Consider the following 17,869-nt stretch of genomic DNA (forward strand, 5'->3'; position numbering starts at 1 on the left):
AGTTAGCGAAATTTGATTCAAATCTGAATAGGCAATATCCGAAATTGAAACAATTGTTGAATAATGCCAAAAATTGGGGCGAAAATCTAAGACCCTTCTTATTTATTCCGTATGCATTGAGATGCATCCTGTCGAGGTGCTCAAGCGAATCCTATCCCCATTCCATTCACAACAGTGGGTATTACAACCCCGTTCCGCATACCGGCTGGTATGCTGCTTGGCCGTGGCGGTTGGTTTGGGTCTATGCGCAAGCATCGCTGTTTACTGTTACCTCTCCGCACAAAATGAGATATCGGCCTTCCGTAAGGTATTCAACAATGGCTACACCAATGGCCGGGATTATTTCGAACGTAATGAAGCTTATATCCAGGGCCTGATCAAAACCGTCGATGTTATTCCCACCGACTACCAGTTCTCGAGCGAGTGGGGACGTGAAAGCTTCTATTTTCACGCCACCGATGCTTCTCCAACCACCAAGGCTGCCATCAGTCTGTCTCCGGCCGACAAGCTCGATCTACAGTTGCTTGGCGCAAATCTGATTTATCTCGACTCCAAAAGCGGAACAGCAAATTACCTATATCGCCCGGTGCCAAGTAACCCGGTGTCGTTGCAAATATTGCCCCCCAAACTTGCCGCCAGACAAGAAATCAGCCCAACCATTTTGCGTGGAATTCAATGGTTGAAAGTGGATGGCGGTGCTGAAACGCATTTTTACGTATTTGCGCCGATCGATATTCGGTCAATGCCCAATGCCTGGCTTGGCCTGGAGTTGTCGGACAAGCAAATTCAAGATGTATTCAGACAGGCGACTGATACCAACGAAATATGCTGCATTGACTACCTCATGCTTTCAACTCGGGGCGACGTGCTCGATCGATCTTCACCCCAACAGGTCGACCCCCGCTTTTTGCACAGCCTGATGATATCGAGCGAAGGTTTCGAGGTTCGCAGCTATCCGGTTTTCACTCTGTCTCTACGCAAAGCGCTTGGCAGTAGCCAGTGGTCGCTCGTGTATTACGCCAGTTATACGGATGTGCTGTACCGCATCCGCTACAAGATCATGCTGGGCTTGATGTCAGGCATGCTGTCCTGCCTGCTGCTCTGGCTGGCGGTGCGCCTGATCGGTCGGCACGTGCTGACTCCAGCCCAGCTGCAAGCCGACCAGATTCTCGAAAGCGAGGCTTTCAACCGCACCATGCTTGAGCTCGCGCCGGTTGGCCTATGCGTAGTTCGCCGTGGGGATCACAGCATCGTGCTGCAAAACGAGCAAGCGCGGCAGCTGTTGCAATTGCAAGCCGAGCCGGACGGGCGTCACCAAAGTCTGGCTGAGCTGTTGGCGGCTTATCCACTCGGCAATCAATACACGAGCGGCAGCACGCTGATCCCGCTATTCGATCTGACGACGAATGCCGTGCGGCATGTTCAGGTCGCGATGGCGCAAACCCGTTACCAAGGCGAGTCAGTACTGCTGTGCGGGCTTAACGACGTCAGCGTTCATAAACAGGCCGAAGCAGCGCTAGAAGCAGCGAGGCAGGCAGCAGATCACGCAAATGAATCCAAATCGGCATTTCTGGCCATGATGAGCCACGAAATCCGTACACCACTCTATGGCGCGCTGGGCACGCTTGAGCTGCTATCCCTAACTGACCTCGCGCCACAACAACGCGCGCATTTGCAGACCATTCAAAGCTCCTCTGGGGCGCTGCTGCAAATCATCAACGACATCCTCGATTTCTCGAAGATCGAGGCGGGTCAGCTAGACATCGAACGAACGCCGCTCAATCCAATTGAACTTGTAGAGGGGCTCATCCGCAGTTTTGTACCGCTTGCACGCAAAAAAGGTGTCGATCTGTATTGCTGCCTGCAACCGGATCTACCGCTGTTGCTTGGTGATTCAATTCGCTTGCAACAGGTGTTGTCCAACCTGTTGAGCAATGCAGTCAAATTCACGGATAGCGGCAAGATCGTTGTACGCCTTGATGCCATAGAGACAAAAGAAAGTAGTGTGACACTGGCGTTGCAGGTTGCCGACTCGGGCATTGGCATCAGCAGAGCTGAACAGCAACTGCTGTTTGAACCATTCTCGCAAGCGGATGGCTCCACCGCTCGACGGTTTGGTGGCACCGGGCTCGGTTTATCCATCTGCCGCCGTTTGGTGACGTTGATGGGAGGAAAAATCGCCGTTGTCAGTGAAAGTGGCTTGGGTACGAGCGTCACGGTGACGCTTGCACTTTCCCGTTCCTCGTTGACCAGCACGGCGGGCGGGGACAATGAGATCAATACGTTGCCAACGATTCATGTGCTGGCCGGGGCTAGCGATCTGCGTGACAACCTGCTGGCGCTTATTCAACATGCTGGCGGCGTGGCATACGCGTTTTCCGGCCTGGGTCATTCTCGTATTGGTGCCACCGACCTGTTGCTGGTGGTTTGGCCGCATCAGCCCGCTCCCGAAGTACTGGATGCATTTGCTGGCGCTGTGTGGCTAGACCCGGATGGGCCATTGCAAGCGGAGCGCGTTGTCTGCGGTTGGCGTATCAACTGTTACTCCCAGCACGGCATTGTGCACGCCTTGCAATTGGCGCACGGGAGGCTGGCGGCCACAAGCCCGGAGACAGTTGGGGCGCTCCCGCGACAATGCCTGGGCTTGCGGGTGCTCGCAGTAGACGATCACCCGATCAACCGCTTGCTATTGAAAGGGCAGCTGATTCAACTTGGCTGTGTCGTGTCGCTGGCGAAAGACGGTTATGAAGCGCTTCGCTATTGGGAAAGCGGTGAAAAATACGACGTCATGCTCACCGACGTGAACATGCCGGGGCTGGATGGCTATCAGCTTACAAGAACCCTGAGGCGGCAAGGCATCAAGGTGCCAATCATCGGTGTGACGGCCAATGCACTGGCAGGCGAATTGGAACGCTGTCGTACTGCGGGGATGAACGACTATCTACCCAAGCCGGTGTCCTTAGCCGCATTGCAACGTACGTTACTGGATGTGGTGGGAGCTCCACCCGAAGCCAGTCCCAACCGGCCGGGCGATGTGACCGCCTGTACGGAGCCTGAAGCCAGTCAACTATTGAATATCAAGAAGCTTCCCCAAGCGATGCAGGCATTGTTTTTCCGTACGGCGGCAGAGGACTGGGATGGGTTGCAACGTGGGCTGGCAAAGCAAAACACCCAGACCGTTCGCTACCATGCGCACCGTCTCAAAGGAGCATGCGCGGTGATTGGCGCAACGTATGGTGAGACCTTATGTGGAGAGATTGAAGTTTGTAGTGAGAAAGGATCTTTTGAAGACATAGATAAATATATCGCGCCTCTCCGGCGATTTTTGAAGTCGGGATGGCCGACTTCTCCCCTTGGTCCTGACGGTTAGTCACAGGCCGTAGAACAATCCTGAAACGCGTCCCCAGTATTCCGTCAAGAAGCGGAGACATTGCGCCGTTGCGCCAGCACGGCGTAGCGCTTCAACTCCAGACTGAATATCCCAATACGCTAGACAATGAATTTGACCATGAAAACTAAAATCGTCATTGCAGATGACCATCCAATCGTCTTGATGGGCGTGCGCCATGCACTTGAGGGCCTATTGGGCCTCGAAATCTGTGGCGAAGCAGAAAACTCCACGGATCTGATTGCCTTGATGGATAAAGTAAAACCAGATCTGTTGGTCAGCGATTTTTATATGCCAGGCGGAGACAGTTTTGACGGCATTGCACTTATCGCACACGTCAAGCGACGCTTTCCCCGCGTAAAAATCGTGATTCTTACCATGTTGACCAACCCGTTGATTCTCCGGGCCGTTCTCGAGTCTGGCGTAGATGGCGTACTTTTGAAAAACGGTGGGCAATTAGAGATCGCAACGGCAGTCCAATCTGTCCTGAATCACCAGATCTATACCAGCCCGACCATCCAGCGATTATTGGATGACGCCAAGGCACAGCATCCCATGCTCGGAGAGAACCCGGGATGGAATACGTTATCACCGCGGGAAATGGAAGTATTGCGACTCTTTGTGAGCGGATTGACCGTATCGGAAATTGCGAAGATGTTACGCCGCAGTGTTAAAACGATCAGTCACCATAAAATTGCAGCGCAGCGCAAATTAGGCATTTCAAACGACAGGGAGCTGTACGAATACGCACTGCACAATGGGCTGTCCTAGGCGAAGTGTCCTGATGGGGCAATGGTGCGATGAGCTGAACATGGGGCAGGGCGCACCGCGCTCATCAGCCTTTCTTGTTTTGCGAACCATTACGCCAGTTATGCAACCAACCATATGCCGTTAACAAACGGCTTCTGGCGAGGCGTTAGTACCGTTGGCTTGAGGTCGCGTGTGGGCCAATTTGCTGACATATGATCTGTATTCTTACCGGTTTTCTTGCTGCCTTTCCCTTTTCTTAATAATTTATACTGGCACTCTTAATTCGAGTGGCCACGCACAATTGTATGCGCCATTTTCATGGGGCAGAATTTGCTGGTGTGCACGCGGTTCATCCAGCTTAGAAAGCTTTGAGAATTCTCGGCCAGATTTCGAATCATTGTCATGCTTTGTGTCAAAGCGCTGCTCAAATCGATTGTCTTGGTATCAGTAAGCCGAGGGCCGGGCAGCCTACATGAAATGTGAGAATCCTTGGCACAGTGAGCACCATTGTGCCGGTGAACGTCGTAATTGAAAGGAGTGACGCAATGATCCGGGTCATTATTGCAGACGACCATCCAGTCGTCCTTGCCGGCATTAGCCGCGAAGTGGCGCAGAACGACAAGTTTCAAGTAGCAGGAGAAGCAGCCAACTCGACTGAACTGGTCAAGCTGCTGGAGTCCGCAGCCTGCGATGTCGTCGTCACCGATTATTCAATGCCGGGCGGACGGTTTGGCGACGGGCTGACTATGCTGCAGATGCTGCGTCGGCGCTATCCGGATACGCGTATCGTCGTCATGACGATGCTCGATAATCCGGCCTTGATCCGCAGTATCCAGAAAGCGGGGGTGAGTGCCATTTTGAGCAAGGGCGACAAGCTTTCCCACGTTGCGCCAGCCATTCAGGCAGCTTTTGGGGGGACCACTTACTTTCCGAAGTCCGTGTGGGATGTGCTGAATGCCGATGGGCCACTGAACCAGCAAGACGAGGTCAGATTGTCCAAGCGAGAGCTTGAAGTATTACGGCTCTGCGCCTCTGGCATGCCCATCGTGGAAATTGCTCGCAACGCCAACCGCAGCAGCAAGACCATCAGCGCACAAAAAAGCGTGGCAATGAAAAAGCTTGGGCTTAATAACGATCACGATCTTTATCAGTATGCCGTTGCGACCGGATTGTTGAGCCAAGTGCAGTAAGCCTGAAAAGCGATTGCGGGCAATCAGTCCGCTTTCTCCCAGAACCCTGAAACCCGACAGCTGTCGGGTTTTTCTTTTGGCATGACGGCATTCATGAGGTTTGCCAGTATCTCATCAAGGATTTGTTGAGAATTTTCGGCTCAGCGTCGAACAGTTGGCATGATTGTAGCCAAGCATCACGCCGATCCATTGAATTGCACTTGCATTGGAAGTTCGGAAAAGGTCGATGACGCAAAGGTGAGAAATACCATCCCAATGTAGGTGTTTCTAAAGGATTGCTGATTAGTTGGATTTCGTTGGAAAAATTAGAATTCCTTGACCATGCATGAGCTTGACTCGTATATGGTCAAACACATGGCGTAGATATAAAACGTGATCATTACAATCGCATCAAGGTTTTTCGCCACGAAATCACTATCCGACTGAGTCCCGTTTTGCGCCCATCCTATTTGCGGAACACAGAACATGAAAACCATGCCTCGCCCACGTTTAAGTGAATCGCAACTACGCTCGCGTTATAAAGAGGCGCTGCATCTCATGCAAAGTGGCGATGAAAAATCAATTCAAATTGCCGTGCTGTATTTTCGTCACCTTTCCGACTATGGGCTTGGCCGCGCCAGTTACAACACCGCCGTTGCCTATAGCCGTGGCGTTGGTGTTGCGAAAGACCCGAGCCGGGCGGCGCAATTCATGTTGACGGCAGCAAAACAAGGGCACGCCAAGAGTTACAGGCCATTGGCAGACATGATTTTGCGTGGAGAACTGCCCGTCTGCCGGAATCTACCCGACGATTGCCGCCGATTGATGGCTGCCCAATGGTTGGCCCGCGGTCGCAGATCGCTCGGCTTGTTTCGCACGCCGGAGTTTGATCCGAATCGGGTTTCCGGCCTGTACCAAGCCTTGGGGACGGTGGGTTACCGCTAGTCCGCCTATGCCCGCCCAGCGGGGAGTGGCCGCCAACCCAATGGCCGGGAAACGTCATGGTGCAAGGAGAGATCGCTGTGCAACGGTTGAAACAGTCGCGAAACAGAAATGCCGCCACATTGAGCATTCCGCGCATTGGCACTCACGTCTACCCATTTGCCTTATGCGCGCTGACATTGCTGATTTTTGCCGGCGGCATGCTGCTGCAATATCGCGGGCCAGCGGTCTATCTGGTCAATCTGGATGTGCTGGCGGCCGGTTTGCGTGTCGATATGTTGTGGCTGATCGCATTGGTATTCGGTGGCTGTGTGGCGATTCCCTGTTGGGCATGGCTGATCGATCGGCGCATCCAGCGCCAAGCGCAACGGCAGGCCACCCGGCTACAGGAAAGCGAAGCCCTGAACTACGCATTGATGCAAACCGTGCCGGGCGGACTCATGATCGCTGCGATATCGGATGACGCCTTGCTCATGGCCAATGGTTGGACGCAGCAGTTGCTTGCCGATGCCGCTAGCGGCGAAATGAAGCGGCTGGTTGCTGAATGTGTTAGTTATCCGCAGCACACCGCCAAGGCGAAAAATGCTGGGCCGACCGTATTTGATTTCAGGCTTGCCGATCGCAATGGCACACCCCGTCAACTGGAAGTTCGATCGCTCGCGATGATTTATCGCGGTCGACCAGCGATATTGTGCGTACTCAGCAACATATCTTTGGCCGATGCTGCGAGCAGCCATCCTCCCCATACCGACGATGCCCCTCAAACCTCAATCGAGCTGGCTGCGCTTTTAGCCCCGCCCAAACGGCGCGTCTTGCTGGTTGGCGATCATCCTGCTGGCCGACAAGCCATGCAGCGCCAGCTGGAGTCGTTGGGTCAACAGGTTGATGTTGTGACCAGCAGCGGCGAAGCGCTTGAGCGGGTTCGTCAGCAAATTTACCAACTGATCTTGATCGACACCCAACCACCGGGCCTGGATGGCTACGCGCTTGCTCGTGCCTTGCAGACCAAGCGCATCAAGGCACCTATCGTGGCTTTCAGCGCCAATCCGCTGCAAGACGAACTCGACCGCTGCCGCGAAGTGGGAATCGATAGCCACCTGACCAAGCCGGTAGAAGCTGCCACCTTGCAGGCATTGATCCAAAGCTTGCCGGCTGCCGAGTTCGCAAGCGTCACTGAACACTAACTGGCTGGCGGATTTCCAGCGTAGATGCAACCGGTGCGTTATCCCGCAATGCCGGGAAAAAGCGCCAGTGTTTGAACACCCCCAATAACCACTGATTGATGCGTGGGTCCGGCGTGGCCTGAATCAACGTCGCGGTTGCGTTACCGTCGGCTGCAATCGCAAAGCGCACGACTACGGTTGCCTCTAGCGGCTTGTCTCGCAGCGATTCCGGCAGCTCCGGCATCACGTTGGCGATGACGCGAGCGCTCATATCGCCGCCGCCGATTGTTCCTTTGCGGCTCCCCGCATGATCGTCACTCGCCGTACTGGCTGAACTCGGTGCCGCAGTTTGTGCCACTGGGGCATCTTCCACAGCCTTGGCCTCGATTTTTTCCGTTGCTTGAATCAAATGCGCTGACGGTGCCCGTGCAACTGATACTGAGTTGCTTGGTGCTCGTACCGGTGTGGCAATAGATGGGCGCGCCGGTGTAGCCGCTCCAAAAACCCTCGGCTGCGCCGATCCGGATGGCTGCGGCGGTGCTACGAGTCGTACTTTGAGCGGAATCGCGGGGCGAGAATCATCCGTCACTGCATGATGCGAATGCAGTAGCAACTGCAGGAAGCCCCCCAGCAAGATGCAGTAAACCGGCAAAGCAATCGCGATCACCGCCATGCGATGCCGCCAATTCGGCAAGTCGGCCGGTGTGTGCAGGTGGGCCAAATTCAAAGAAGAAATCATGGCGAAATTCCAGGTGAAATACGAAGTCGCCCGGCCCCCAGCGCCGGGCAAACTTCGATCAGATGCGTGGTTTAGTAGGAGAACGGCTTGCTCAAGCCCACGTAAACTGAGCGGCGCGGACCCCACTGCGGCGCGCCGACCCCTATGCCGCTGCCATCACGCAATTGATAAACGCGGTCAAACAGGTTGATCACCGAGAGGCGCGCATCAAACTCACCCGCTGCCGCCAACTTGAAATGATGGGCAATGCCCAGGTTGATCTGGGCATAGGCTGGCATCCGTTCGGTGTTGGCAAAGCCACGCCGTAGCCCGCTACCAAACAGGCCATCGATGCTGTAGGTGATTTGCGCCAGCGTGTAGGCCAAGCCGAGCGACGCCGTTATGCGCTGGTCGTGATCGAGATAGACGTTGTGCGCGGCAATGTAGTCCAGCTCATCCTGGCCGAAATTGAATTCGCTGGATTCAATCTGGCCAGCCTTGGCGACTGAATAAGCCAGGTTGAAATAGCCGGACCATTTGTCATCGCGATAATTGGCGCTGAATTCCGTGCCATACACGGTGCCGTGCGCGTAGTTGAATGGAGTAAACACCAGCGCCTGTCCAAATTGACCCTCATCGAGCAGATGGCGCGCGTCTTTGTAATACGCATCCAGCCCGAGCTGCAGTTTGGACGTGAGCTGATGTGTGATGCCGATGTCGTAGTAATCATCCCGTTCGGATTTGACATCGCTTGCCTGCGTGCCCGCGGCGGCGTTGGTCGTGCCGGCAAACAGAGCAATGTCCTTGGGCGCGACCAGTTCCATCGGCGGTGGCGTGAAGTAACGCGAATAACCGGCATGTAGTTGGGTTGCATCGCTGAGCTTGTAGAGCACGTTGATACGTGGACTGAGCTGGCTTTCCTGCACATACGCATCCACCCGGTCGGCTCGTGCGCCGACATTCAGCGTCAAGCGGTCGGTTGCCTTCCATTCATCCTGCAGATAGAGGCTGTACAGACGGCCGGTTTTGGCATTGTTGTCGGTGATGCTGATCGGCGTATCGCTGTTCTGATTCCCCTGAGCATCCACCGTAAAGACCGCTGAAGTGTTGTTGCTCACCGCACGTTCCTGACTGAAAAACACCCCGCCGCGCAGGGTATGTCGCTCGTTCAGCCGGTAGCTGGCATCCGCCTGGATGCCGGTTGCATCATCGCTGCGAAACACCTGCGAAGCCACTCCGTTGTAAAGCAGGTCGCCGACCGGATCGGGACTGAAATCGGTGCTGGAATAACGCTTGAACAGGGCGACCTGGTAGTCGAACGATTCGCGACTGCCTTGCACCGAGACGATGCCGTAGTGATTTACCTCGCGCTGGTTCTCGTTCAGTCCTGCGGACGGGTAGTCGGTTACGCCAGCCAGGGTGAAATTCGGTGTCTGACCGGGGTTGTTGGGGATCTCGAACTCCCCCACCGAGCTGCCGAACATCGCCGAAATGCGCGTGGTCGGGTCAAGCAGCCAGGAAAGATACGCAAAGCCCTTCTCTTGCTGCGTATGGTCATGAACCGGATTGCGATCTGACGTTGGCGCTTCGATACCCAGCTTGTTCTGCAAATAGCTGCCAGACAGGTAGTAGTTGAAATCACCCTTGTGGCCAGACAGCTCAAGACTCGGTTCGAACCAGCCATTGCTGCCGCCATACACGCCAACCCGGCCGCCATTCTCGAAAGCGCCGCTTTTCGTCGTCACATCGACCACACCCGCAGTGCGATAGCCGTATTGCGCCGGCAATGCCCCGGTCAAAAAGTCGATGCGCTCGGCAAAGCGGGTATCGACGTTCTGACCAAAACCGCTGATGCCCTCCGGCAACAGCAGGCCGTTGATGCGGTACTGCACGTTGGCATGATCGCCGCGCACATGCAGCTGGCCGAACGAATCCTGCGCCACGCCCGGCGCGGACAGCAGCACATGATTGATCGGTGTGTCCTCGCCCTGCGCCTGAGTCTGAATGGCTTGTTTGTCGATGTGGTAGAGACTGGTGCCGGTGGTGGGGGACAAACCATTGCGCGCCGCATCAAGCCGTTTGGCCGTGATCGCTGCCGCCGCCAATTCTTGCTGTGACGTCAACGTGACCAGGGCATCGGCAGCATGGCCGTGGCTGATGTTGACCACTGCACTGCCGGTATCGAAATCCTTCGCATTGACCGTGATGGCATAGAGCCCATCTGCAAAGCCGGAAAACTGGAACCGGCCTTGTTGGTTCGTCGTGGCGGAAGCGCGTGTCTGGCCACTGGCGTCTTGCAATTCGACCTTGGCACCGGCTAATGGGCGATTGAGTGCATCTTGCACGGTGCCAGCAAGTTGACCTTCATCAGCTGCTGCAGCCGTTTGAACGAATTGCGGCGACACCAGTGCGAGCGCGGCGGTGACCGTTACGCCAGCACGGCGGAAATAGGGTGGAAAATTCATCTCTTTGATCCTGTGTGCCCGAGACTGATCCACGTGAATCGGGCGGAATTTGGGCTTGGCATCACCGCAGACGCGCGCAGGTAGCCGCTGCTCGTAGCGAAGTACGAAACAGACGGACAGGCGATGGCGTTGATCAGCGGGAATGCCGAGCATGTCGCAATGCGGGCAGACAGCCAGCGATTGCGAGGTCATGACTTCAGATCAAAGGGAAGGGCGGGGCGCGGGAACGGTAGTGAAGGGCGGTTTCGCCGTGCCGGAAATGCGGCAGCGAGATCGCGATTTGCTGCCAGAACGGCAACACTGGCAAAACGGTGAGGTGTTGCAGCAGCGCCGGGCCGAGCTGGTCGAAAGCCAGGCAGACCTCGCAGACCTTCTCGCCGACTACCTTGCCGCGTGCATCGAGGATTTCGTCATCGTGATCATTCCCCAGCAGATGGCCATAGGCGTGGGTCAGCGAGCCCTGCAAGGCGAGCACCAACAGCACGGACATGACGGTCTGCAGCAACAGCTGCAGGGGGAATCTGGATAGCAGCCGCGAAGGCATGGTCAGGTAGATGGGAAGGAGGCCCGGCTATTTAACCATGCATTAGGCATAAATGTAATGTTATTACATGTTCTTTTTGAGCAGCGCTAGCTATACATTCTTGTAGGAGCGAGCTTGCTCGCGATAGCAATGGTGAATGACACGATGCTATCGCGAGCAAGCTCGCTCCTACAGGAAACACAGCCACTATCTAACCCTGGCGAGTCAGAAATTCCACCGCGGCCGTTACCGTCGCCTCGTCCTTGAGGATTTTCAGGTGACCCAGCCGGGTGGTGGTACGCAAAGTGGCCCCAGGCCAGCTGGCGACCAGCAGTTCGCCTTGCGATACCGCCACCTTGTCGTCGCCTTCGTCGTGCAAGACCAGCAACGGCGTGGTCAGATCGCGGGCGAGCGTGACAGGCTCAAGCTCGGCGAAGTCGACGCAGTAATGCGCTTCCAGCCGCGAAATCATGCGTTCCACTTGTGGGCGGGATACACCCGTGCTCAGTTGCACCGAGCGCCATAGTTGTTCGAATTGCGCCAACGGGCCGACATACACGGCGCGTGGAATATCCAGCCCGCGCGATAGGGCGTAGGTGGTAGCAACTGCGCCAAATGAGTGGGAGATGATGCCTTTGATCTGGCCTTGGCCAGCATGGGCCGCCATATCCTCGATGGCCTCGTGAAAATGCAGGATCGACGAGCGCCCGTAAGTCGAATTGCCGTGGCCCGGCACATCCACCGCGATGGCGCGCAATCCAGCTTTCAGCAGCGGTGCCACCATGCCGGTCATATGCCCGGCGTGGCCGCCCCAGCCGTGAATCAGCAACACCGCCGGGCCGGAGTCGCCCCATTCATAACCGGCCATTTGCATACCGCGAACGCGGGTTCGCCAGCGCTTGGCCTGTGACAGGGTCGCGGCCTCATCGGCACGCGGCGCTAGCTTGGGGGGCGTGGTGAACAAGCGCTGCAAAACACCGGCCGCCGTGTGCGGTGCCAGCGCATTCAGCGTCCGCAGGCCCGTTTTTAGCCACAGCGGTGCTGCAAGTGCATAAGAGCGACCGGTCGTGCTATTTTTGTTGCGGATTTGTGCCAGCTCAGGGGAATTCATGATGCTGCTCCAAAGGTGGGGTGTCAGTGAGAAGCGGTCTGCGAGCGGGGCTCAGACAGCCGATAGGAACGGATCAAACGCTTGAAGGCCATGCGCGCCCGCGCTTCGGCCTGTACTTCACCCAGCAGCTTGTGGGCGTTTTCGAACACCATCGCAATGCCGATCATTTCAAAGGCGAACTGGGCCGGATCGCAATCCGGGCGGAATTCGCCCTCGGTGATGGCCGTTGCCGCAACACGTGCGATCGTGCCGCCCCAATCGCGCCAGCTTTTCACCAGCAGATCGCGAATCTCACCGGGGCGATCATCGAATTCATGCGCCAGCGACATGAAAATACAGCTGCCTTGATTGGATTGGTCACGTACCCAGCCAATGTAGTTGTCGAACAAAGTGTTCAGTCGCCTTTCGCCACGTGGCTGAGCCAACGCTGGCGCAATCACTTCGGCGGCGAAACGCTCGCATGCCAGCTCCAGCACTGCGATCTGCAAGGCTTCCTTGGATTTGAAATGGGCAAACAGACCGCTCTTGGAAATATCCATGCTGGTCGCCAGCGCACCCAGGCTCAGACCTTCCAGCCCGACCTGACTTGCCAGCGTCAGCGCGTGCGCGATGATGTCTTGCCGCTTTTGTTCACCTTTGTTCATGACAGAAAAATAGCACGATCGGTCGTATTTTCAAATTAAAGATGCTGCCGTCTGTCGTGCGGCGAGCTGTGGCGAGGGATGCGACAACCATCGCATCCCGCAGAACCAAACTTACTTTGGCGGCGTCAACGTGCCGCCCAGCTTCACGCACGTACCTGCCGGCACATTCCTGAAGTCAGTCGGCTCGTTGTCCTTGCGTGCCTGGCCCGCACAACCGTGTGCGCGGGATGCGCAGTCGTTCTTGCCGGCTTTGGCGATGCCGAAACATTGCTCATCGCTGGCGGCTTGCGCGCCGGCCGACAAGGCGGTGACGATCGCGGTCAATGCAAGGAATTGCGAAGTTTTTTTCATGCTTGCTCTCCATGAGCGGCTTGGGAAGAAAAGGGTTGATTCCGTTCATCACGTCGTCTGGCGCGCAGCAGCAAATACGCCGCCGGGATCACGAACATCGACAGCAGCGGTGCGGTCACCATGCCGCCCACCATTGGCGCGGCGATGCGGCTCATCACTTCCGAGCCTGCACCGCTGCCCCACAAGATGGGCAACAGACCGGCCAGAATCACCGCCACCGTCATCGCCTTGGGCCGAACACGCAGTACCGCACCCTCGCGGATAGCATCGAGCACGACTGCCTTGTGCGTGAGGTGATGCGGCTCCAGCCGTTTCTCCAGTGCCTGCTTCAGATACAGCAGCATCACCACGCCGAACTCGGCCGAGACGCCGGCCAGGGCGATAAAGCCGACTCCGGTCGCGACGGACAAGTGATAGCCCAGCAGGTAGAGAAACCACACGCCACCGACCAGCGCGAATGGCAGTGTCGCCATGATCAACACGGCTTCATCCACCTTGCGGAAGGTCAGGAACAGCAGCACGAAGATGATCAGCAGCGTGGCCGGCACCACCAGCTTGAGCCGGGCATTGGCGCGTTCCAGATACTCGAACTGGCCGGAGTAGGCCACGCTCACGCCGGGCGGCAATTTGCCCTGGGCGGCGATGGCGCGTTTCAAGTCATCCACCACCTGCACCAGATCGCCGCCGCGCACGTCGATGTAAATCCACGACGAGAGGCGGGCGTTTTCGCTTTTCAGCATTGGCGGGCCATCGCTGATCTTCACGTCAGCGACCATGCCGAGCGTGATGCGCTGGCCGCTGGGCGTGACCACGGGCAGATCGCGCAAGGCGGCGGGCGAATCGCGCAGTTCACGCGGGTAACGCACATTGATCGGATAACGCGCCGTGCCCTCGACGGTTTCACCGACGTTCTCGCCACCGATCAAACCCGCCACCACCGACTGCACCTCGGCCACGTTCATCCCGTAACGGCTGGCGTCGTCGCGACGAATATCGATGTCGATATAGCGCCCGCCGGACAAACGCTCCGCCAGCGCAGACGACACACCCGGCACCGTCTTGGCGATCTTCTCGATGCCGAGCGCGACCCCCTCAACCGTCGCCAGATTGTTGCCGGCCACCTTGATGCCGATCGGGCTCTTGATACCGGTAGCGAGCATGTCGATGCGATTGCGGATTGGCGGCACCCAGATGTTCGCCAGCCCCGGCAGTTGCACCGTGCGGTCGAGTTCGTCGACCAGCTTTTGCGGCGTCATGCCCGGCCGCCATTGTTCTCGCGGCTTGAAGCGAATGGTGGTTTCAAACATCTCCATCGGTGCCGGGTCGGTGGCGGTTTCGGCGCGGCCGGCCTTGCCGAACACGCTTTCCACTTCCGGCACGGTCTTGATCAAGCGGTCGGTCTGCTGCAACAGCTCCGCCGCCTTGCCAGCCGACAAACCAGGCAGGGCGGTGGGCATGTACAGGAGATCGCCTTCGTCCATCTGCGGCAGGAATTCGCCGCCCAAGCGCGTGATTGGCCAGAGCGTGGTCAACAGCACCAGCCCGGCGATGGCAAGCGTCGTTTTAGGACGCTTGAGCACCGCTTCCAGCAACGGCTGGTAGAGGCGGATCAACACACGGTTGAGCGGATTGCTGCGCTCGTCCGGAATCGGCCCGCGAATCCAGTAGCCCATCAGCACCGGGATCAGCGTGATCGACAAGCCGGCTGCTGCTGCCATCGCATAGGTTTTGGTAAACGCCAGCGGGCCGAACAGTCGGCCTTCCTGCGCTTCCAGCGTGAAGATCGGGATGAACGACAGCGTGATGATCAGCAGGCTGAAGAACAACGCTGGCCCGACTTCGGCTGCGGCATGGCCGATCACCTGCCAGTGCGCGCCGCCGGCCAGTTTCTCGCCGGGGTGGGCGTGTCGCCATTCCTCCAGATGCTTGTGGGCGTTCTCGATCATCACCACCGCTGCATCGACCATCGCGCCAATGGCGATCGCGATGCCGCCGAGCGACATCATGTTGGCGTTCACGCCCTGATAACGCATCACCACGAACGCCGCCAACACACCCAGCGGCAGCGAGATGATTGCCACCAGCGCCGAACGCAGATGCCACAGAAAGATCGCGCACACCACCGCGACCACGATGAATTCCTCGATCAGCTTGTGGGTGAGATTTTCGATGGCGGCATCGATCAAATGGCTGCGGTCATACACTGGCACGATCTCGACGCCGGGCGGCAGGCTGGTCTTGAGTTCCGCCAGCTTGCTCTTGATCGCGGCGATGGTCTCGCGGGCATTCTTGCCGTTACGCAGGATCACCACGCCGCCCGCCACTTCGCCCTCGCCATTCAATTCAGCGATGCCCCGGCGCATTTCAGGGCCGATCTGTACTCGCGCCACGTCGCCCAGCTTCACCGCCACACCAGTCGCGCTGGTCTTGAGCGGAATGGCGCGGAAATCGTCGAGTGTTTTCAGGTAACCGCTGGCGCGCACCACGTATTCGGTTTCGGCCAGCTCCAGCACCGATCCGCCGGTTTCCCGATTCGCCTTGCCCAGCGCATCGATGACGGCCTCGTGGCTCAAGCCATAGCTCGCCAATTTCACCGGATCGATCACCACCTGATACTGCTTGACCATGCCGCCAATGGCCGCCACTTCAGCCACACCCGGCAGGGTTTTCAGCTCGTACTTGAGGAACCAGTCCTGCAGGCTGCGTAGATCGGCCAGACTGCGCTGACCACTTTTATCGACCAGCGCGTATTCTAAGATCCAGCCGACGCCCGTTGCATCCGGCCCCAAGGATGACTTCGCGGCAGCCGGCAATCGCCCTTGCACCTGATTCAGATATTCCAGCACCCGCGAGCGGGCCCAATACAGATCAGTGCCGTCCTCGAACAGCACGTAGACGAAGGAGTCACCAAAGAACGAGAACCCGCGCACGGTCTTCACCCCCGGCACCGACAACATGGTGGTCGTGAGCGGATAGGTGACCTGATCCTCGACAATGCGCGGCGCTTGGCCCGGGTAATTGGTACGGATGATCACCTGCACGTCGGAGAGATCGGGCAGGGCATCGATCGGCGTGGTTTTCACCGCCCACACGCCCCAGCCCGCCAGCATGACGGTGGCGAGCAGCACCAGAAATCGGTTGCGGATCGACCAGTGAATGACATGGGCAATCATGGTTTTTCCTCCATGCCGTTCTGCCGCGAGATAGTCTGAATAACCTGATTCCCATCCTGCTCGACCAAGCTAAAGCGCACCTTGTCGCCCGGCTTCAAGCCCTTGCTCAATGCGGGGTTGGTCAAACCGAACGCCATGGTCATCGCCGGCCAGCCGAGCGAAGGAATCGGTTCATGCGCCAAAGTGATCTGGTCGCCAGCAACCGCCTTCACCACGCCAACACCCTGATGCTCGATGGCTGCCATCGCCTTGGTTGGGGGGCTGGCCGTTGTCTTGGCAGTCATCCGCGCCAACACGCCCTTGAGGCTGGCTTCGGAATCGATCAGGAACTGGCCCGATGCCACCACCTGCTCACCCTTGGTCAGCCCGGCCACGATCTCGATCTTGCCATCGTGTTCACGCCCGAGCTGTACCTCGGCCGGCCGGAAGCTACCCTTGCCATCCGCCACGATCACCACGTTGCGTTTGCCGGTGGCAATGACCGCCTCGCTCGGCACCAGCAACACTGGTTTGCTTGCCGTGGCGCTGAACGCCACGCGGGCGTACATGCCGGGGCGCAACTGGCCGTTCTTGTTGGGCAATTCGATCCGCACCCGCACCGTGCGCGTATCGCGATTGATCTCCGGCAGCAGGGCGGTGACCTTGCCGGCGAGCGGCGCATTCGGCCATGCCGCGAAGGTCGCCTGAACCGGCGTGCCGATTTGTACGGCGGCGGCTTGCGCCTCCGGCACTTCGGCTTCGACCCAGACGCTTGCCAGCCCGTTGATGCGCGCCAGCGTCTGGCCGGCTGTCACCGTCATTCCTTCGCGGACCAGCAATTCCGCCACCATGCCGCCGCGTGGACTGGCGATAGTAATGACGGCGGAGGGGGAGCCGGTCTGTTCCAGATGCGCAATCTGACTGCTGCTCATGCCAAGTTGCGACAGGCGCGCTTTGGCTGCTGCCGCCAATTGCGGATCACTGCGTAGCGCCAGATATTCGTTTTGCGCGGCCAGCCATTCCGGTACGCGCACATCGGCCAGAGGGCTACCGGCCGCGATGACATCACCAGCGGCACGCGCATAAACGCGCTCGACAATACCGGCCGTGCGCGCTTGCACGATGGCGATATCGCGGTCGTTGAACAGGACGCTGCCGGCGGCAGCCAGACCGTCTTGCAGCAAGCCTTCTTCGACGGTTGCAAGTTTGATGCCAGTGTTTTGCATCAGCGCCGGATCGATCCGCACGCCGGACGTTGGCCCACCTGCTTCGTCGGCGTACTTGGGCACCAGCTCCATATCCATGAAGGGCGATTTGCCCGGGGCATCGAAGTGCGCATCCGGCTTCATCGGGTCGTACCAGTAGAGCGGTTTGCCTGCGGTGTTGTTGCTGGCTTCGGTCTGCATCGAACGATGGCTGCCGAACCACCAGCCGCCAGCGGCACCCAGCCCGAGGGTGGTGATCAAGAGGGCAATGATTGTTTTGTTGGTCAT

The 17,869-nt window shown here is 57.7% G+C and carries 13 protein-coding genes; 5 read left to right on the forward strand and 8 right to left on the reverse strand.

Annotated features, from left to right (window positions below; all coding sequences use genetic code 11):
• Positions 1 to 223: 223 nt before the first annotated feature.
• From BR41_RS02280 to BR41_RS02300, 5 genes are all read left to right on the forward strand, one after another.
• Positions 224 to 3,370: a hybrid sensor histidine kinase/response regulator gene (locus BR41_RS02280; RefSeq protein ID WP_051709826.1), complete on the forward strand. Its 3,147-nt coding sequence runs from the start codon at positions 224 to 226 to the stop codon at positions 3,368 to 3,370.
• A 138-nt stretch (positions 3,371 to 3,508) separates the two neighbouring features.
• Complete coding sequence (locus tag BR41_RS02285; protein ID WP_035052153.1) at positions 3,509 to 4,159, forward strand: response regulator; 651 nt, start codon at positions 3,509 to 3,511, stop codon at positions 4,157 to 4,159.
• A 476-nt stretch (positions 4,160 to 4,635) separates the two neighbouring features.
• Positions 4,636 to 5,328 carry a response regulator gene (locus BR41_RS02290; protein ID WP_211251634.1) on the forward strand — a complete coding sequence of 231 codons (693 nt, stop codon included), beginning with the start codon at positions 4,636 to 4,638 and terminating at the stop codon, positions 5,326 to 5,328.
• 465 nt (positions 5,329 to 5,793) lie between these two features.
• Positions 5,794 to 6,252, forward strand: coding sequence for a tetratricopeptide repeat protein (locus BR41_RS02295; RefSeq protein WP_156970506.1), 459 nt, complete (start codon positions 5,794 to 5,796; stop codon positions 6,250 to 6,252).
• A 119-nt stretch (positions 6,253 to 6,371) separates the two neighbouring features.
• Complete coding sequence (locus tag BR41_RS02300) at positions 6,372 to 7,433, forward strand: response regulator (protein WP_035052158.1); 1,062 nt, start codon at positions 6,372 to 6,374, stop codon at positions 7,431 to 7,433.
• Here BR41_RS02300 and BR41_RS24495 read toward each other — a convergent pair.
• The 8 genes from BR41_RS24495 to BR41_RS02340 all read right to left on the reverse strand — a co-directional run bounded on the left by BR41_RS24495 (position 7,420) and on the right by BR41_RS02340 (position 17,869).
• Positions 7,420 to 7,683 (reverse strand): TonB family protein, encoded by a 264-nt coding sequence (locus BR41_RS24495; RefSeq protein WP_169741232.1) that lies wholly within the window; start codon positions 7,681 to 7,683, stop codon positions 7,420 to 7,422. The two genes, BR41_RS02300 and BR41_RS24495, sit on opposite strands and share 14 nt — an antisense overlap.
• Before the next feature lie 539 nt (positions 7,684 to 8,222).
• Entirely contained in the window at positions 8,223 to 10,595 is a 2,373-nt protein-coding gene (locus BR41_RS02310) for a TonB-dependent receptor (protein WP_051709915.1), read from the reverse strand.
• Positions 10,596 to 10,791: 196 nt separating this feature from the next.
• Positions 10,792 to 11,085 carry a hypothetical protein gene (locus BR41_RS02315; protein WP_169741233.1) on the reverse strand — a complete coding sequence of 98 codons (294 nt, stop codon included), beginning with the start codon at positions 11,083 to 11,085 and terminating at the stop codon, positions 10,792 to 10,794.
• A gap of 244 nt (positions 11,086 to 11,329) precedes the next feature.
• Positions 11,330 to 12,229, reverse strand: coding sequence for an alpha/beta fold hydrolase (locus BR41_RS02320; protein ID WP_035052163.1), 900 nt, complete (start codon positions 12,227 to 12,229; stop codon positions 11,330 to 11,332).
• A gap of 23 nt (positions 12,230 to 12,252) precedes the next feature.
• The gene (locus BR41_RS02325) at positions 12,253 to 12,873 is read right to left on the reverse strand and encodes a TetR/AcrR family transcriptional regulator (RefSeq protein ID WP_035052165.1); all 621 of its coding nucleotides are present in this window, start codon (positions 12,871 to 12,873) and stop codon (positions 12,253 to 12,255) included.
• A 111-nt stretch (positions 12,874 to 12,984) separates the two neighbouring features.
• Positions 12,985 to 13,224, reverse strand: coding sequence for a BufA1 family periplasmic bufferin-type metallophore (locus BR41_RS02330; protein ID WP_035052172.1), 240 nt, complete (start codon positions 13,222 to 13,224; stop codon positions 12,985 to 12,987).
• Positions 13,221 to 16,397 (reverse strand): efflux RND transporter permease subunit, encoded by a 3,177-nt coding sequence (locus tag BR41_RS02335; RefSeq protein WP_035052174.1) that lies wholly within the window; start codon positions 16,395 to 16,397, stop codon positions 13,221 to 13,223. The genes BR41_RS02330 and BR41_RS02335 overlap by 4 nt, the downstream gene beginning before the upstream one ends.
• Entirely contained in the window at positions 16,394 to 17,869 is a 1,476-nt protein-coding gene (locus BR41_RS02340; protein ID WP_035052176.1) for an efflux RND transporter periplasmic adaptor subunit, read from the reverse strand. The genes BR41_RS02335 and BR41_RS02340 overlap by 4 nt, the downstream gene beginning before the upstream one ends.

This window comes from Andreprevotia chitinilytica DSM 18519 (genome assembly GCF_000711875.1).
Classification (GTDB): Bacteria; Pseudomonadota; Gammaproteobacteria; order Burkholderiales; family Chitinibacteraceae; genus Andreprevotia; species Andreprevotia chitinilytica.